Genomic DNA, 17,456 nt, shown 5'->3' on the forward strand with positions numbered 1-17,456 from the left:
AAGCCCTCGCAAAAGTAGTGATGCCGTAATTAGAAGCGGTAGTGCGAGAAAGCCTTGTTGGCCTCGGCCATACGGTGCACGTCTTCACGCTTCTTGACGGCAGCGCCTTTGCCTTCGAAGGCATCCAGCAGCTCACCAGCCAGGCGCAGAGCCATGGACTTCTCACCACGCTTGCGCGCACTTTCCACCAGCCAGCGCATGGCCAGGGCGTTACGACGGGACGGACGAACTTCAACCGGAACCTGGTAGGTAGCACCGCCTACACGGCGGGACTTGACTTCGACCAGCGGAGCGATGGCGTCGAGAGCTTTCTCGAAGATTTCCAGGGGATCGCTGTTCTTACGGGTTTTGACGGTTTCCAGAGCACCGTAAACGATGCGCTCGGCAACGGCCTTTTTACCGCTTTCCATCACGTGGTTCATGAACTTGGCGAGAATCAGGCTTCCGTATTTCGGATCGTCCAGAATCTCACGCTTAGCTGCTACACGACGTCTTGGCATGATAAGCCCTCAAACGGTCTTCAGGTTAGCCCGGGACCATAACCATTCGGTTACGCCCGACCTTACTCTTATCGACTCAATAAAAAGAAAAATGGCGCACCGAAAATTACTTCGGACGCTTGGTACCGTACTTGGAACGGCCCTGCTTACGGTCTTTAACGCCGGTGGTATCCAGCGAACCGCGCACAGTGTGGTAGCGCACACCCGGAAGGTCTTTTACACGACCGCCACGGATCAGCACGACGCTGTGCTCTTGCAGGTTGTGACCTTCACCACCGATGTAGGAGGTGACTTCAAAACCGTTGGTCAGACGAACACGGCACACTTTACGCAGTGCGGAGTTCGGTTTCTTCGGCGTGGTGGTGTACACACGAGTGCACACGCCACGACGCTGCGGGCAGTTCTGCAGCGCAGGAACGTCGGATTTCTCGACGATACGCTTGCGCGGCTGGCGTACCAGCTGGTTGATAGTTGCCATCTATAAGCTCCACTGTTGTCTTTCGACGCTATTGCCCTAAAGCAAAATGGCAGAGCTAGTCGCCCTGCCAAATTTAGGGGTGCATGAGTCTAAAGAGACTCGCGCCCCCAGTCAAGACGAGGCCCCGGGCGATCACTCGCCCGGGGCCTCGATCCATCAGTTGCTGCTGGAGTTCAGCGCCTCGGTCAGTGCGGCTTCGACCTCACTGGCACTCACGCGCTGCGGCTTGTCGGCATCACGCTTGCGCTTGCGCTCGCTGTGATACGCCAGGCCGGTACCGGCCGGGATCAGACGACCCACGACCACGTTCTCCTTCAGGCCGCGCAGGTAATCGCGCTTGCCGGTCACAGCCGCTTCGGTCAGTACGCGGGTGGTCTCCTGGAAGGAGGCCGCGGAGATGAACGACTCGGTGGACAGCGAGGCCTTGGTGATACCCAGCAGAACGCGCTCGTACTTGGCGATGAACTTGTCTTCGGCCGCCAGCTGCTCGTTCTCGCCCAGCACGTGGGTCAGTTCCATCTGGTCGCCCTTGATGAAGCTGGAGTCGCCGGACTCGCTGATCTCGACCTTGCGCAGCATCTGACGCAGGATGGTCTCGATGTGCTTGTCGTTGATCTTCACGCCCTGCAGACGGTACACGTCCTGGATCTCGTTGACGATGTACTTGGCCAGCGCGCTGACGCCCAGCAGACGCAGGATGTCATGCGGATCGCTCGGACCGTCGGAGATCACTTCGCCGCGGTTCACTTGTTCGCCTTCGAAGACGTTCAGGTGACGCCACTTCGGAATCAGCTCCTCGTACGGATCGCTGCCATCGGTCGGAGTGATGACCAGACGGCGCTTGCCCTTGGTCTCCTTGCCGAACGAGATGGTGCCGCTGATTTCCGCCAGGATCGAAGCCTCTTTCGGACGACGCGCTTCGAACAGGTCGGCAACGCGCGGCAGACCACCGGTGATGTCGCGGGTCTTCGAGGTCTCCTGCGGGATACGGGCGATGACGTCACCGACACCGATCTGCGCACCGTCAGCCACGCCAACCAGGGCGTTGGCCGGCAGGAAGTACTGGGCCGGTACGTCGGTACCCGGCAGCAGCAGTTCCTTGCCGTTGGCGTCGACCATCTTCAGCGCCGGACGGATGTCCTTGCCAGCGGCCGGACGATCTTTCGGATCCAGCACTTCGATGTTGGTCAGACCGGTCAGTTCGTCGGTCTGGCGCTTGATGGTGATGCCCTCCTCCATGCCGACGAAGGTCACGGTACCCTTCATTTCGGTCACGATCGGGTGGGTGTGCGGGTCCCACTTGGCGACGATGGCGCCAGCTTCGACCTTGTCGCCTTCCTTCACCGAAATCACGGCACCGTACGGCAGCTTGTAGCGCTCGCGCTCACGACCGAATTCGTCGGCGATGGCCAGCTCACCGGAGCGCGATACCGCGACCAGGGCGCCGTCGGCACGCTCGACATGCTTCAGGTTGTGCAGACGGATCGCGCCACCATTCTTCACCTGAACGCTGTCGGCAGCCGAGGTACGGCTGGCGGCACCACCGATGTGGAAGGTACGCATGGTCAGCTGGGTACCCGGCTCACCGATGGACTGGGCGGCGATAACGCCGACCGCTTCACCGATGTTGACCTGGTGACCACGGGCCAGATCGCGGCCATAGCACTTGGCGCAGATGCCGTAGCGGGTTTCGCAGGTGATCGGCGAACGCACGACCACTTCGTCGATGCTGTTGCGCTCGATGAACTCGACCCACTTCTCGTCGACCAGGGTACCGGCCGGAACGATGATTTCATCGCCGCCCGGCTTCGGCACGTCCTTGGCGATTACACGGCCGAGCACGCGCTCACCGAGCGGCTCAACCACGTCGCCGCCTTCGATGTGCGGAGTCATCAGCAGACCGTGTTCGGTACCGCAGTCGACTTCGGTCACCACCAGGTCCTGAGCCACGTCGACCAGACGACGGGTCAGGTAACCAGAGTTCGCGGTCTTCAGTGCGGTATCCGCCAGACCTTTACGCGCACCGTGAGTGGAAATGAAGTACTGCAGTACGTTCAGGCCTTCACGGAAGTTCGCGGTGATCGGGGTCTCGATGATCGAGCCGTCCGGCTTGGCCATCAGACCACGCATACCGGCCAGCTGACGGATCTGGGCGGCGCTACCACGAGCACCGGAGTCCGCCATCATGTACATGGAGTTGAAGGACTCCTGGTCGACTTCTTTGCCCTCGCGGTCGATGACCTTCTCTTTCGAGAGGTTGGCCATCATCGCCTTGGACACTTCGTCATTGGCCTTGGACCAGAGGTCGATCACCTTGTTGTACTTCTCGCCCTGGGTTACCAGGCCGGAGGCGTACTGCGATTCGATTTCCTTCACTTCCTCGGTGGCGGCGTCGATGATGCGCGCCTTCTCATCCGGGATGACGAAGTCGTTCACGCCGATCGACACACCGGAGATGGTCGAGTAGGCGAAACCGGTGTACATCAGCTGGTCGGCGAAGATCACGGTGTCCTTCAGACCCACAGTGCGGTAGCACTGGTTGATCAGCTTGGAGATCGCCTTCTTCTTCATCGACTGGTTGACCACGTCATAGGACAGGCCGGCCGGGACGATCTGGAACAGCAGCGCGCGGCCGACGGTGGTGTCGACGATGCGGGTGTTCTTGACCAGGCTGCCGTCCTTCTGCTTGACGGTCTCGTTGATGCGCACCTTGACCTTGGCGTGCAGGGAGGCTTCGCCGGCGCGGAACACGCGGTCGACTTCCTGCAGGTCGGCGAATACGCGACCTTCGCCCTTGGCGTTGATGGCTTCACGGGTCATGTAGTACAGACCCAGTACCACGTCCTGCGACGGCACGATGATCGGCTCGCCGTTGGCGGGCGACAGCACGTTGTTGGTCGACATCATCAACGCGCGCGCTTCCAGCTGGGCCTCGAGGGTCAGCGGAACGTGCACGGCCATCTGGTCACCGTCGAAGTCGGCGTTGTACGCGGCACAGACCAGCGGGTGCAGCTGGATCGCTTTACCTTCGATCAGCACCGGTTCGAACGCCTGGATGCCCAGACGGTGCAAGGTCGGTGCGCGGTTGAGCAGCACGGGATGTTCGCGGATGACTTCGGCGAGAACGTCCCAGACCTCGGGCAGTTCGCGCTCGACCATCTTCTTGGCCGCCTTGATGGTGGTGGCCATGCCGCGGGCTTCGAGCTTGCCGAAAATGAACGGCTTGAACAGCTCGAGGGCCATCTTCTTCGGCAGACCGCACTGGTGCAGGCGCAGGGTCGGGCCAACGGTGATCACGGAACGACCGGAGTAGTCCACGCGCTTACCGAGCAGGTTCTGACGGAAGCGACCTTGCTTACCTTTGATCATGTCGGCCAGCGACTTCAGCGGGCGCTTGTTCGAGCCGGTGATGGCGCGACCGCGACGGCCGTTGTCGAGCAGGGCGTCGACCGCTTCCTGCAGCATGCGCTTTTCGTTGCGCACGATGATGTCCGGCGCGGCCAGGTCGAGCAGGCGCTTCAGACGGTTGTTACGGTTGATCACGCGGCGATACAGATCGTTCAGATCGGAAGTCGCGAAGCGGCCGCCATCCAGCGGAACCAGCGGACGCAGGTCCGGCGGCAGTACCGGCAGAACGGTCAGGACCATCCACTCCGGGTGGTTGCCGGAGTCCTTGAAGGCTTCCATCAGCTTCAGGCGCTTGGACAGCTTCTTGATCTTGGTCTCGGAGTTGGTCTGCGGAATCTCTTCGCGCAGGCGGCCGATCTCGTGATCCAGGTCGATGGCGTTGAGCAGCTCGCGCACGGCCTCGGCGCCCATGCGCGCGTCGAAGTCGTCACCGAACTCTTCGAGGGCCTCGAAGTACTGCTCGTCGTTCAGCAGCTGGCCCTTTTCCAGGGTGGTCATGCCCGGATCGATCACCACGTAGCTCTCGAAATAGAGCACGCGCTCGATGTCACGCAGGGTCATGTCCAGCAGCAGGCCGATACGGGACGGCAGGGACTTCAGGAACCAGATGTGGGCGACCGGCGAGGCCAGTTCGATGTGCGCCATGCGCTCACGACGGACCTTGGCCAGGGCCACTTCCACGCCGCACTTCTCGCAGATCACGCCGCGGTGCTTGAGGCGCTTGTACTTACCGCACAGGCACTCGTAGTCCTTGACCGGGCCAAAGATCTTGGCGCAGAACAGACCGTCGCGCTCGGGCTTGAAGGTACGGTAGTTGATGGTTTCCGGTTTTTTTACTTCACCGAAAGACCAGGAACGGATCATCTCAGGCGAAGCCAGACCGATACGGATCGCATCGAACTCTTCAACCTGACCCTGGTTTTTCAGCAGATTCAGCAAGTCTTTCAAGGCCTTTCCTCCTCACAGACTTGCTGCGGCCGACGGTGCGGCCGCAGCAAGGCGTGTTATTCGGTTTCCAGTTCGATGTCGATACCGAGCGAGCGGATCTCTTTGATCAACACGTTGAAGGACTCGGGCATGCCGGCCTCCATGCGGTGATCGCCGTCCACGATGTTCTTGTACATCTTGGTCCGGCCGTTCACGTCGTCCGACTTCACGGTCAGCATTTCCTGCAGGGTGTAGGCGGCGCCGTAGGCTTCCAGCGCCCAGACCTCCATCTCACCGAAGCGCTGACCACCGAACTGCGCCTTACCACCCAGCGGCTGCTGGGTAACCAGGCTGTAGGAACCGGTGGAACGGGCGTGCATCTTGTCGTCGACCAGGTGGTTCAGCTTGAGCATGTACATGTAGCCGACGGTGGTCGGACGCTCGAACTGGTTACCGGTACGGCCGTCGAACAGGCGCATCTGGCCGCTTTCCGGCAGATCGGCCAGCTTCAGCATGGCCTTGATCTCGCTTTCCTTGGCGCCGTCGAATACGGCAGTAGCCATCGGCACGCCGCCCTTCAGGTTCTTCGCCAGATCCAGAATCTCGGCATCGGAGAAGGTATCCAGGCTTTCCTGACGACCACCGATCTCGTTGTAGATCTCATTGAGGAACTTGCGCAGCTCGGCGATCTTGCGCTGCTCTTCGAGCATGCGGTTGATCTTCTCGCCCAGGCCCTTGGCCGCCAGGCCCAGGTGGGTTTCGAGAATCTGACCGACGTTCATACGCGACGGTACGCCCAGCGGGTTGAGGACGATGTCGACCGGAGTGCCATTGGCATCGTGCGGCATGTCTTCGACCGGCATGATCACCGAGACCACACCCTTGTTACCGTGACGACCGGCCATCTTGTCGCCCGGCTGGATGCGGCGCTTGATGGCCAGGTAGACCTTGACGATCTTCAGTACGCCCGGCGCCAGGTCGTCACCCTGCTGCAGCTTGCGCTTCTTGTCTTCGAACTTGTCGTCCAGCATCTGGCGACGGTCGCTGATGTAGGCCTGAGCCTTCTCCAGCTGCTCGTTCAGAGCATCGTCAGCCATGCGCAGCTTGAACCACTGACCACGTTCCAGACCGTCGAGGTAGGCGTCGTCGATCACGGTGCCTTTCTTCAGGCCGGCACCGCCTTCGGCTTTGGCGCCGACCAGAGCGGAACGCAGACGCTCGAAGGTGGCACCTTCGACGATGCGGAACTCTTCGTTCAGGTCCTTGCGGATCTCGTCGAGCTGCTGCTTCTCGATGGCAAGGGCGCGGCTGTCGCGCTCAACGCCGTCGCGGGTGAAGACCTGCACGTCGATGACGGTACCCTTGGTGCCGGTCGGCACGCGCAGGGAGGTGTCTTTAACGTCGGACGCCTTCTCACCGAAAATCGCACGCAGCAGTTTCTCTTCCGGAGTCAGCTGGGTCTCGCCTTTCGGAGTGACCTTGCCGACCAGGATGTCGCCGGCCAGCACTTCGGCGCCGACGTAGACGATACCGGCTTCGTCCAGCTTGTTCAGCGCAGCCTCACCCACGTTCGGGATGTCCGCGGTGATTTCCTCAGGGCCAAGCTTGGTGTCACGCGCCACACAGGTCAGCTCCTGGATGTGGATCGTGGTGAAGCGGTCTTCCTGGACCACGCGCTCGGACAGGCAGATGGAGTCTTCGAAGTTGAAGCCGTTCCACGGCATGAACGCTACGCGCATGTTCTGACCCAGCGCCAGTTCACCCATGTCGGTGGACGGGCCGTCGGCCATGATGTCGCCGCGCGAAACCTTGTCACCCTTGCTCACCAGTGGACGCTGGTTGATGCAGGTGTTCTGGTTGGAGCGGGTGTACTTGGTCAGGTTGTAGATGTCGACACCGGCTTCACCGGTTTCGACTTCGTCGTCGGCCACGCGTACCACGATGCGGCTGGCGTCGACGGAGTCGATCACGCCGCCACGACGGGCCACGACGCAGACACCGGAGTCACGGGCGACGTTGCGCTCCATGCCGGTACCCACCAACGGCTTGTCGGCACGCAGAGTCGGCACGGCCTGACGCTGCATGTTCGAGCCCATCAGTGCACGGTTGGCGTCGTCGTGCTCGAGGAACGGAATCAGCGAGGCAGCGACGGAAACGACCTGCTTCGGCGACACGTCCATCAGGGTCACGTCTTCCGGTGCCTTGACGGTGAACTCGTTGAGGTGACGCACGTTCACCAGTTCGTCGATCAGCTCGCCCTTGGCGTTCAGGGTGGCGGATGCCTGGGCGATGACGTGGTCGGCCTCTTCGATGGCGGAGAGGAACACGATTTCGTCGGTGACCTTGCCTTCCTTGACCACGCGGTACGGGCTTTCCAGGAAGCCGTACTGGTTGGTGCGGGCATAGGCGGCCAGGGAGTTGATCAGACCGATGTTCGGACCTTCAGGGGTCTCGATCGGGCACACGCGGCCGTAGTGGGTCGGGTGTACGTCGCGGACTTCGAAGCCGGCGCGCTCACGGGTCAGACCGCCCGGGCCGAGTGCGGAGACACGGCGCTTGTGGGTGATCTCGGAGAGCGGGTTGTTCTGGTCCATGAACTGCGAGAGCTGGCTGGAACCGAAGAACTCCTTCACCGCCGCCGCAACCGGCTTGGCGTTGATCAGGTCCTGCGGCATCAGGCCTTCGCTTTCGGCCATCGACAGACGCTCTTTGACAGCGCGCTCGACGCGCACCAGGCCGACGCGGAACTGGTTCTCGGCCATCTCGCCAACGCAACGTACGCGACGGTTACCCAGGTGGTCGATGTCGTCGACGATGCCCTTGCCGTTACGGATGTCGACCAGCGTCTTCAGTACGTCGACGATGTCCTCTTTGGACAGAACGCCGGAGCCTTCGATCTCGCTGCGACCGATACGACGGTTGAACTTCATGCGGCCCACGGCGGACAGGTCGTAACGCTCGGCACTGAAGAACAGGTTGTTGAACAGGGTCTCGGCGGCATCCTTGGTTGGCGGCTCGCCAGGACGCATCATGCGGTAGATCTCGACCAGGGCTTCCAGCTGGTTGCCGGTGGAGTCGATCTTCAGCGTGTCGGAGATGAACGGACCGCAGTCGATGTCGTTGGTGTACAGGGTCTCGATGCGAACTACCTGAGCCTTGACGATCTTCGCCAGCAGGTCGGTGGTCAGCTCGGAGTTGCACTCGGCAACGATCTCGCCGGTGGCCGGATGCACGATGGCCTTGGCGGTGGTGCGGCCCAGCACGTAGTCGAGCGGAACTTCCAGCTCCTTGATGCCGGCCTTGTCGATCTGGTTGATGTGGCGCGCGGTGATACGGCGGCCCTGCTCAACGATGACCTTGCCTTTCTCATCCTTGATGTCGAACGCGGCGATTTCGCCACGCAGACGCGACGGCACCAGTTCCAGGTTGAGGTTCTCACCCTTCACATGGAACACGTTGGTGTCGTAGAAGGCGTCCAGAACCTGCTCGGTGCTGTAACCCAGGGCGCGCAGCAGGACGGAAGCCGGCAGCTTGCGGCGACGGTCGATACGAACGAACACGCAGTCCTTCGGATCGAACTCGAAGTCCAGCCAGGAACCGCGGTAGGGGATGATGCGCGCGGAGTACAGCAGCTTGCCGGAGCTGTGGGTCTTGCCACGGTCGTGGTCGAAGAACACACCCGGGGAGCGGTGCAGCTGGGAAACGATCACTCGCTCGGTACCGTTGATGATGAAGGTACCGTTTTCGGTCATGAGCGGAATTTCGCCCATGTAGACTTCTTGCTCTTTGATGTCCTTGATCGCTTTGTTCGACGATTCTTTGTCGAAAATGATCAGACGGACCTTAACGCGCAGCGGTACGGCGAAAGTCACGCCACGCAGCACGCACTCCTTGACGTCGAACGCGGGCTCGCCCAGGCGATAGCCGACGTACTCCAGAGCGGCATTGCCGGAGTAGCTGATGATCGGGAATACGGACTTGAAGGCCGCATGCAGGCCAACGTCGCGGAACTGCTCCTTGCTCACTCCTTGCTGCAGGAATTCGCGATACGAATCCAGCTGGATGGCCAGGAGATACGGCACATCCATCACATCCGGCAACTTGCTAAAGTCCTTGCGGATACGTTTTTTCTCAGTGTATGAGTAAGCCATCAGCGTTCCCCAGCTTGGTCACCTGCTTGTTTGGCCACTGCCGGCGGCAATGACCAGAAAATCGTGCAAACCCTCGGTTTGCGCCGCCCTCGGGCGGGACTTTCACGCCATGGACAGGGCATTTCGGCCACTGCCCATAACGGAAAAAGGCCGGTGGCATTTGCCACCAGCCATCAGCCTTTTGCTTAACGCTCGGGCTGTAGACGCAAGGTGCGAGCTTACTTGAGCTCGACCTTGGCGCCAGCTTCTTCCAGCTTCTTCTTGGCGTCTTCGGCAGCTTCCTTGGACAGGCCTTCGGCGATGACCTGAGGAGCGGTGTCGACTTTTTCTTTGGCTTCTTTCAGGCCCAGACCGGTCAGTTCGCGAACAGCCTTGATCACGTTGACTTTCTTCTCGCCGGCGTCGGCCAGAACAACGTTGAACTCGGTTTGCTCTTCAACAGCGGCAGCAGCCGGGCCAGCAGCAGCAACGGTGGCAGCAGCGGCGGTAACGCCGAACTTCTCTTCCATTGCTTTGATCAGCTCAACAACTTCCAGAACGGTTTTCTGGCCGATGGCTTCGATGATTTGCTCGTTAGTCAGAGACATGACTTAAATCCTGTATTGGGGTGACAGCCTACGCAGCCATCAAATTAAACATGTGATTTGAAAGGGCTTTCGTTGCCTTAGGCAGCGGCGGCTTCTTTCTGGTCGCGAACGGCCGCCAGAGTACGAGCCAGCTTGCTGGTAGCGCCTTGGATCACGCTCATCAGCTGAGAAATGGCTTCGTCGTAGGTCGGCAGAGTTGCCAGTACGTCGATCTGGTTAGCTGCGAGGAACTTGCCCTCGAACGCAGCTGCCTTGATCTCGAACTTGTCGTTACCCTTGGCGAACTCTTTGAACAGACGGGCAGCAGCGCCCGGATGTTCGTTGGAGAACGCGATCAGGGTGGGGCCGGCGAACACGTCGTTGAGAACACTGAATTCAGTGTCGGCAACGGCGCGCTTGAGCAGGGTGTTACGTACGACTTTCACGTACACACCAGCTTCACGAGCCTCTTTACGGAGTCCGGTCATAGCGCCAACAGTCACGCCACGGGCATCAGCCACAACAGCGGACAGGGCAACTTTGGCAGCCTCGTTGACTTCAGCGACGATGGCCTTCTTGTCTTCGAGTTTAATTGCCACGGGTAAAACTCCTGCTTGTTACCGTTTCACCTGGCCGGAGCCGGGTGTCGTTTTGGTGTCTGATTCGGTAAGGAATCGGGAGCACCATCTGCGTAGGCTTAGAAACATCCCGGTTTAAGGCTTGCGCCGCCTACGGTCTTGGATAGCCCCCGCCAGGCAGGGACCCCAATCTTTCCAGCCGGCGGACGAATCCGCCGGCCATAACACTTACGCTTCCAGGGAAGCCTGATCGATCACCAGACCCGGGCCCATGGTGGTGCTCAGGGTCACGCGCTTGACGTACACACCTTTGGAGGTGGACGGCTTCAGGCGCTTCAGATCGCTCAGCAGGGCTTCCACGTTCTGCTTCAGCGCGGCGGCTTCGAAGCCGACCTTGCCAACGGAGGTGTGGATGATGCCGTTCTTGTCGGTACGGAAACGCACCTGACCAGCTTTGGCATTCTTCACAGCGGTAGCCACGTCCGGAGTTACGGTGCCGACTTTCGGGTTCGGCATCAGGCCACGCGGACCGAGAACCTGGCCCAGCTGGCCAACGACGCGCATGGCATCCGGGGAAGCGATGACCACGTCGTAGTTCAAATCGCCAGCCTTCATTTCGGCAGCCAGCTCATCCATACCGACCTTGTCGGCACCGGCAGCCAGAGCGGCTTCAGCAGCCGGGCCCTGAGTGAACACGGCCACGCGGACGGTTTTGCCGGTGCCGTTCGGCAGAACGGTGGCACCACGAACAACCTGGTCGGATTTACGCGGATCCACGCCCAGGTTCACGGAGATGTCGAAAGACTCGGTGAACTTGACGGTGGACAGCTCGGCCAGCAGCTTGGCGGCCTCTTCGAAGTTGTAAGCCTTGCCGGCTTCTACTTTCTCGGCGATAGCCTTCTGGCGCTTGGTCAGCTTAGCCATTACACACCCTCCACGTTCAGGCCCATGCTACGCGCGGAGCCGGCGATGGTACGCACGGCCGCATCCAGGTCAGCTGCAGTCAGATCGGCCTGCTTGGTCTTGGCGATCTCTTCCAGCTGAGCACGGGTAACGGTGCCCACTTTGACGGTGTTCGGACGAGCGGAACCGCTGGTCAGGCCGGCGGCCTTCTTCAGCAGCACCGAAGCCGGGGTGCTTTTGGTTTCAAAGGTGAAGCTGCGGTCGCTGTAAACGGTGATGATCACAGGAGTCGGCAGACCAGGTTCCATGCCCTGGGTCTTGGCGTTGAACGCCTTGCAGAATTCCATGATGTTCACACCGTGTTGACCCAGAGCGGGACCAACGGGCGGCGACGGGTTGGCCTGGCCGGCCTTTACTTGCAGCTTGATGTAAGCCTGAATCTTCTTAGCCATGAGCTACTCCAATATCGGGTCAGACGCCTCACTGAGGCTCCCCGGTTAGTACGCATTTATCCCAGTGACGACAAAACCCCGCAGCCAGCAGCTGCGGGGTTCGGGATGCATTGTTCAGTTATGCCTTCTCGACCTGACTGAACTCCAGCTCCACCGGCGTGGAGCGACCGAAAATGAGCACGGCCACTTGGATCCGGCTCTTCTCGTAGTTAACTTCTTCAACGACACCATTGAAGTCAGCGAACGGACCATCGATGACACGAACAGTCTCGCCCGGTTCGAACAGCGTCTTCGGCTTCGGTTTGTCACCGCTATCGGCTACACGACGCAGAATGGCATCGGCCTCTTTCTCGGTGATCGGCGCCGGCTTGTCGGCAGTACCACCAATGAAGCCCATGACGCGCGGCGTATCCTTGATCAGGTGCCAAGTCGCCTCGTTCATTTCCATCTGCACCAGCACATAGCCAGGGAAGAACTTACGCTCGCTCTTGCGTTTCTGGCCGTTACGCATTTCCACCACTTCTTCGGTGGGAACCAGAATTTCGCCGAACTCGTCTTCCATGCCAGCCAGCTTGACGCGCTCGATCAACGAGCGCATGACATGCTTCTCGTAACCCGAGTAAGCATGCACGACGTACCAACGCTTAGCCACGGGACACCCTTAACCGACAATCAACGAAACAAGCCAACCCAGCAGGCTGTCCAGGCCCCAGAGGACCAGCGACATCACCAGGACAACAGCAACCACGATCAAAGTGGTCTGCGTGGTTTCCTGACGAGTCGGCCAGACAACCTTGCGAATCTCGACGCGCGCTTCTTTTGCCAGAGCAAAGAACGCCTGACCTTTCACCGTCTGCAGCGCAACGAAGCCAGCCACGACAGCCAGCGCCAGCAGAGCCAGCACGCGATACAGAAGCGGTTCAGCCGAGAAGTACTGATTGCCGACCACAGCAGCGACGACCAGAGCGACTACAGCGAGCCACTTCAGCACATCAAAGCGGGAGTCTTTAGCTTCAGCCTTGGCATTCATGAGAAAAACCCTGTCGAAAGAAACGCCAGATCCACATCTAACCAGGAATCTGGCAGGCCAGGAGGGAATCGAACCCCCAACCTGCGGTTTTGGAGACCGCCGCTCTGCCAATTGAGCTACTGGCCTAAATCGAAGTAAGGCCGACCATTATGCCGGCCTTACCGAGACAGATCAACCGATTACTCGATGACCTTAGCAACCACGCCGGCACCAACGGTACGGCCGCCTTCGCGAATTGCGAAACGCAGGCCGTCGTCCATGGCGATCGGCTTGATCAGAGTGACAACCATTTTGATGTTGTCGCCCGGCATTACCATCTCAACGCCTTCCGGCAGTTCGCACGAACCGGTTACGTCGGTGGTACGGAAGTAGAACTGCGGACGGTAGCCCTTGAAGAACGGGGTGTGACGACCACCTTCTTCTTTGGACAGAACGTACACTTCAGCTTCGAACTTGGTGTGCGGCTTGATGGTGCCCGGCTTGGCCAGAACCTGACCACGCTCGACTTCATCACGCTTGGTGCCGCGCAGCAGCACGCCGCAGTTCTCGCCAGCACGACCTTCATCGAGCAGCTTGCGGAACATTTCCACGCCGGTGCAGGTGGTCTTGGTGGTCGGACGCAGACCGACGATCTCGATCTCTTCCTGAACCTTGACGATACCGCGCTCAACGCGACCGGTTACCACGGTGCCACGACCGGAGATCGAGAACACGTCCTCGATCGGCATCAGGAACGGCATGTCGATGGCACGAACCGGCTCAGGGATGTAGGCATCCAGAGTCTCGACCAGCTTCTTCACAGCGCTGGTACCCATCTCGTTGTCATCCTGGCCGTTCAGAGCCATCAGAGCGGAACCAATGATGATCGGAGTGTCGTCACCCGGGAAGTCATAGGTGGACAGCAGGTCGCGAACTTCCATCTCGACCAGTTCCAGCAGCTCGGCGTCATCAACCATGTCAGCCTTGTTCAGGAACACGACAATGTAAGGAACGCCTACCTGACGGGACAGCAGGATGTGCTCACGAGTTTGCGGCATCGGGCCATCGGCGGCCGAGCAAACCAGGATCGCACCGTCCATCTGAGCAGCACCGGTGATCATGTTCTTCACGTAGTCGGCGTGGCCCGGGCAGTCAACGTGCGCGTAGTGACGAACAGCCGAGTCGTACTCAACGTGAGCGGTGTTGATGGTGATACCGCGAGCCTTCTCTTCCGGAGCCGAGTCGATCTTGTCGAAGTCGACCTTGGCCGAACCGAATACTTCGGAGCAGACACGGGTCAGAGCAGCGGTCAGAGTGGTTTTACCGTGGTCAACGTGACCGATGGTGCCAACGTTGACGTGCGGTTTGTTACGCTCGAATTTTTCCTTAGCCATCTGACTCGTCTCCGAACTAGGAATTGAGAACTGACACTGCCATTAAAACAAAGGCAGATATCTGCATATCTGCCTTTGTAGAAGTGGAGCTCATGAGCGGATTTGAACCGCTGACCTCACCCTTACCAAGGGTGTGCTCTACCAGCTGAGCTACATGAGCGAAACACTTTGCATAAACAACAAACTTGGAGCGGGCAGCGGGAATCGAACCCGCATCATCAGCTTGGAAGGCTGAGGTTCTACCACTGAACTATGCCCGCGGAGCTTGTGGCTCACGCTTAAATCTGGTGGAGGGGGAAGGATTCGAACCTTCGAAGTCTATGACGTCAGATTTACAGTCTGATCCCTTTGGCCGCTCGGGAACCCCTCCAAAGTGGGCGGCATTTTAACCGCTGCCACCTGACTGTCAAGCATTTTCTCAATAAAAACTTGAGGTTAGCGCATTTCGACAGTCGCCTCAGGGGGCCTCCCCCTCAAGCGGGCGCCATTCTATGCAAACTACTGACCAGCTGCAACGCTTTCGCACGGCATTATTTGATGCTGCAGATCCTGGAAGTCCATGACCAGCTGCGGCATCACGTCATCCGCCAGACGCCGACTCTCCGGCGCGATGCGCACCCAGAAACTGCGCTGCGCCCGCGGCAACTCGCGCAGCAGCGGCTCATATCCCGCATCCCGCAGGCGCAGCATGACACTCTCGGCCGAATCGCTGCGCGGGAAGATACCCAGCGAGATACCGTTGGCCAGATCCCCCTGGGTAATGATGTAGCTATCGATCTTACGCGCCTGCAGCTCCTTCAACTGACGCAGGGATGCCTGACGAGAAGCCAGGGGAGCCAGATACACCCAGTAATCCAGGCCCGCCGCCGCGTCCACCGAGCGAATCTCGGCCTGGATATCCAGCGCCATCAGGCGCTGCTCGACCTGCCGCGCACCATCTTCCTGCTGAAAACTGCCCAGAAACAGACAGGTCTCATCGAGCGACCTGGAGGTTGACTGCGCAAGCTCGGGACGCACCTTAGCCCGATCCGTCGCATCAAGCAGCCGCAAACCTTGCTGGGCACCTTGATACAGCGCCATCGGCTCCACTTCCTTGACCCGCAGGGGAGCCTGCTGCTGATGCCAGACGTAATAGAAGAGATTCAGAACCAGTAGAAGCAGAAAGAACCAGCGCATTAGCGAACCCCAGGCAACGGACAGGCCAGCGCGAGCCCGACGAAGACCAAATCAGAGACCAGGCGCGCCCGCGGCAGCACTTCACTGACCAGAGCGGCGTCGCCCCCGGTGAGATAGACCGTGAAATCCTCCCCCCAACGCTCACGCGCGAGCTCGACCTGAGCCAGAGCAAAGCCGCGCAGCATGAGAGCACAGCCACGCTCGACAGCCTCTACAGTGGAGCGGCCCGGCTGCAGGCTATGCAACGCTCGCTCAGCCGAGATGTCGTCATAGCGAATGCGCCGGGTATGGGTGCGCAGCTGATTGCGCATCAGCGGTAGACCGGGACAGATATAACCGCCCAGGTGCTCACCGTTGGCAGCCACAAAATCAGCCGTTACCGCGGTTCCCAGATCCAACACCAGGCAGGCACCACCAGACAGCTGATAAGCACCAACCACCGCGAGCCAACGATCCAGCCCCAGGCGAGCATACTCATCGTAGCCGTTACGTACACCGCCGAGCACCTGCGTCGGCTGCGCGCACAACACGACAGCACCGAAACTGGACTGCAGCAGCTCGACCAGCGCGGCCGTCTCAGCATCGCTGCGCACGCTGACTAGACGACACCCGACCAGAGCAAGCCCCTCAACGGCATTCAACGCCTGCAGCAACGCCTCATCGGAGTCGACTACGCCGCCAGCGAGGCCCGCGCAGGACTCGACATTCAGCACGCGCCATTTGATCAGACTGTTGCCGCAGTCCAGCTCAAGAATCATTACGCAACCTCAGGCTAAGCTCGCCACCACTGAACTGCCGCTCCTGGCCTGCCACATCCAGACGCAACGCGCCAAGGGAATCCACCCCCAGGACAACGCCATCTATACGCTGCGGCCCAGCTAGCAAGCTGACCTCTTTACCCTGCCAGAGATGACAGGCCTCCCACTCCTCACGCAACGCAGCGAATCCGCCTTGCGCATGCAGGGACAGGTAATGCTCCAACCAGCGCCCGAGAGCCAGCGTCAGCGCCGTACGATCGACCAGGTGACCAATGCACTCACGCAGCGATGTCCAGGGCTGATCGATCACGACACGGGAGCCTGGCAACATATTCACATTCACGCCGATACCGATCACCACCTGGCACTCTCCGGCCGGATCACCAGAAAGCTCCAGCAGCACACCGGCAATCTTGCGCCCCGCGACCAGCAGATCGTTAGGCCACTTGAGCCCGGCCTCGACCACTCCCAGCTCACGCAAGCAACGCAATACCGCCAAGCCAACGGAGAGACTGAGCCCATCAAGCGAGAACACCCCACCCTCGAGGCGTAGCCCAAGGCTGTAATAGAGGTTCTCGGCAAACGGACTCACCCACTGCCGGCCACGACGACCGCGACCGTTATCCTGTCTTTCCGCCAGCACCAGGAAAGGCGCCGGAGCCCCTGCAGCCAGGCAGCGCAGAACCTCAGCATTGGTCGAGTCAATACTGTCAAGTATCTGAGCTTCCCACCCCTGCGCACGACAGGCAGCCACAATAGCCTCCGGTTCGAGCAGAGATAATGGGGAAGCCAGCTTGTAGCCGCGACCACGCACCCGGTGCATCTCGAGCCCCAGTTCGGCCTCGAGATGCTCCAGTCGCTTCCATACGGCCGCACGACTCACACCCAGCACCGCCCCCAGGGCCTCACCGGAATGGAACTGGCCATCTCGCAGCACTTGTAGCACTTCGCGCATCAAAATAACGCCCATGCAAAGAGGCAGGCATCATAACGATGCAGCCAGAGATTGCCTAGAAATGCGCACGGCAGGGAACAAGAACGAAGTAAGCCCCTAAAGATAAAAGCCACCCTTGCGGTGGCTTTTTAATACCTGGGCTTCATGCATGCGCCAGTTCGGCAGCAGCGCCTCTCGCCAACCAGGCCTTGACAACTTCTG

Annotated in this window: 14 protein-coding genes and 4 tRNA genes; all 18 read right to left on the reverse strand. The window is 60.0% G+C overall.

The annotated features are described in order from the left end of the window. Nucleotides 1-29 precede the first annotated feature (29 nt). A complete protein-coding gene (gene rpsG, locus PA6_RS19615) occupies nt 30-500 on the reverse strand; it encodes a 30S ribosomal protein S7 (protein WP_021702712.1) in 471 nt (156 codons plus the stop codon). A 106-nt stretch (nt 501-606) separates the two neighbouring features. Beyond that, on the reverse strand, nt 607-978 hold the full coding sequence (rpsL, locus tag PA6_RS19620) for a 30S ribosomal protein S12 (RefSeq protein ID WP_021217014.1): 372 nt from the start codon (nt 976-978) through the stop codon (nt 607-609). A gap of 156 nt (nt 979-1,134) precedes the next feature. Beyond that, nucleotides 1,135-5,334 (reverse strand): DNA-directed RNA polymerase subunit beta', encoded by a 4,200-nt coding sequence (rpoC, locus tag PA6_RS19625; RefSeq protein ID WP_021702713.1) that lies wholly within the window; start codon nt 5,332-5,334, stop codon nt 1,135-1,137. 56 nt (nt 5,335-5,390) lie between these two features. Next, nucleotides 5,391-9,464, reverse strand: a complete 4,074-nt coding sequence (gene rpoB / locus PA6_RS19630; RefSeq protein WP_021702714.1) for a DNA-directed RNA polymerase subunit beta — start codon at nt 9,462-9,464, stop codon at nt 5,391-5,393. A 218-nt stretch (nt 9,465-9,682) separates the two neighbouring features. Further along, complete coding sequence (rplL, locus tag PA6_RS19635) at nt 9,683-10,051, reverse strand: 50S ribosomal protein L7/L12 (RefSeq protein ID WP_021702715.1); 369 nt, start codon at nt 10,049-10,051, stop codon at nt 9,683-9,685. Nucleotides 10,052-10,128: 77 nt separating this feature from the next. Continuing rightward, a complete protein-coding gene (gene rplJ / locus PA6_RS19640) occupies nt 10,129-10,629 on the reverse strand; it encodes a 50S ribosomal protein L10 (RefSeq protein ID WP_021702716.1) in 501 nt (166 codons plus the stop codon). Between the two features lie 207 nt (nt 10,630-10,836). Beyond that, nucleotides 10,837-11,532, reverse strand: a complete 696-nt coding sequence (gene rplA, locus PA6_RS19645) for a 50S ribosomal protein L1 (protein ID WP_021702717.1) — start codon at nt 11,530-11,532, stop codon at nt 10,837-10,839. Next, nucleotides 11,532-11,963 (reverse strand): 50S ribosomal protein L11, encoded by a 432-nt coding sequence (rplK, locus tag PA6_RS19650; protein WP_004373444.1) that lies wholly within the window; start codon nt 11,961-11,963, stop codon nt 11,532-11,534. Before rplK ends, rplA begins: the two co-directional genes overlap by 1 nt. 118 nt (nt 11,964-12,081) lie before the next feature. Then, a complete protein-coding gene (nusG, locus tag PA6_RS19655; RefSeq protein ID WP_021702718.1) occupies nt 12,082-12,615 on the reverse strand; it encodes a transcription termination/antitermination protein NusG in 534 nt (177 codons plus the stop codon). A gap of 9 nt (nt 12,616-12,624) precedes the next feature. Continuing rightward, on the reverse strand, nt 12,625-12,993 hold the full coding sequence (secE, locus tag PA6_RS19660) for a preprotein translocase subunit SecE (RefSeq protein ID WP_021702719.1): 369 nt from the start codon (nt 12,991-12,993) through the stop codon (nt 12,625-12,627). Nucleotides 12,994-13,043: 50 nt separating this feature from the next. Then, nucleotides 13,044-13,119 (reverse strand) — tRNA-Trp (locus tag PA6_RS19665). A gap of 53 nt (nt 13,120-13,172) precedes the next feature. Then, nucleotides 13,173-14,366 (reverse strand): elongation factor Tu, encoded by a 1,194-nt coding sequence (tuf, locus tag PA6_RS19670; RefSeq protein WP_021702710.1) that lies wholly within the window; start codon nt 14,364-14,366, stop codon nt 13,173-13,175. 84 nt (nt 14,367-14,450) lie between these two features. Further along, nucleotides 14,451-14,526 (reverse strand) — tRNA-Thr (locus PA6_RS19675). A gap of 26 nt (nt 14,527-14,552) precedes the next feature. Continuing rightward, nucleotides 14,553-14,626 (reverse strand) — tRNA-Gly (locus PA6_RS19680). A gap of 25 nt (nt 14,627-14,651) precedes the next feature. After that, a tRNA-Tyr gene (locus PA6_RS19685) sits at nt 14,652-14,736 on the reverse strand. Nucleotides 14,737-14,864: 128 nt separating this feature from the next. Continuing rightward, nucleotides 14,865-15,542: an SPOR domain-containing protein gene (locus PA6_RS19690; RefSeq protein ID WP_021702720.1), complete on the reverse strand. Its 678-nt coding sequence runs from the start codon at nt 15,540-15,542 to the stop codon at nt 14,865-14,867. After that, complete coding sequence (locus PA6_RS19695) at nt 15,542-16,300, reverse strand: pantothenate kinase (RefSeq protein ID WP_021702721.1); 759 nt, start codon at nt 16,298-16,300, stop codon at nt 15,542-15,544. Before PA6_RS19695 ends, PA6_RS19690 begins: the two co-directional genes overlap by 1 nt. After that, nucleotides 16,290-17,255, reverse strand: a complete 966-nt coding sequence (birA, locus tag PA6_RS19700; RefSeq protein ID WP_043217080.1) for a bifunctional biotin--[acetyl-CoA-carboxylase] ligase/biotin operon repressor BirA — start codon at nt 17,253-17,255, stop codon at nt 16,290-16,292. Before birA ends, PA6_RS19695 begins: the two co-directional genes overlap by 11 nt. Between the last annotated feature and the right edge of the window lie 201 nt (nt 17,256-17,456).

Origin of the sequence: Aquipseudomonas alcaligenes NBRC 14159, assembly GCF_000467105.1 — a bacterium.
Taxonomy (GTDB): Bacteria; Pseudomonadota; Gammaproteobacteria; order Pseudomonadales; family Pseudomonadaceae; genus Aquipseudomonas; species Aquipseudomonas alcaligenes.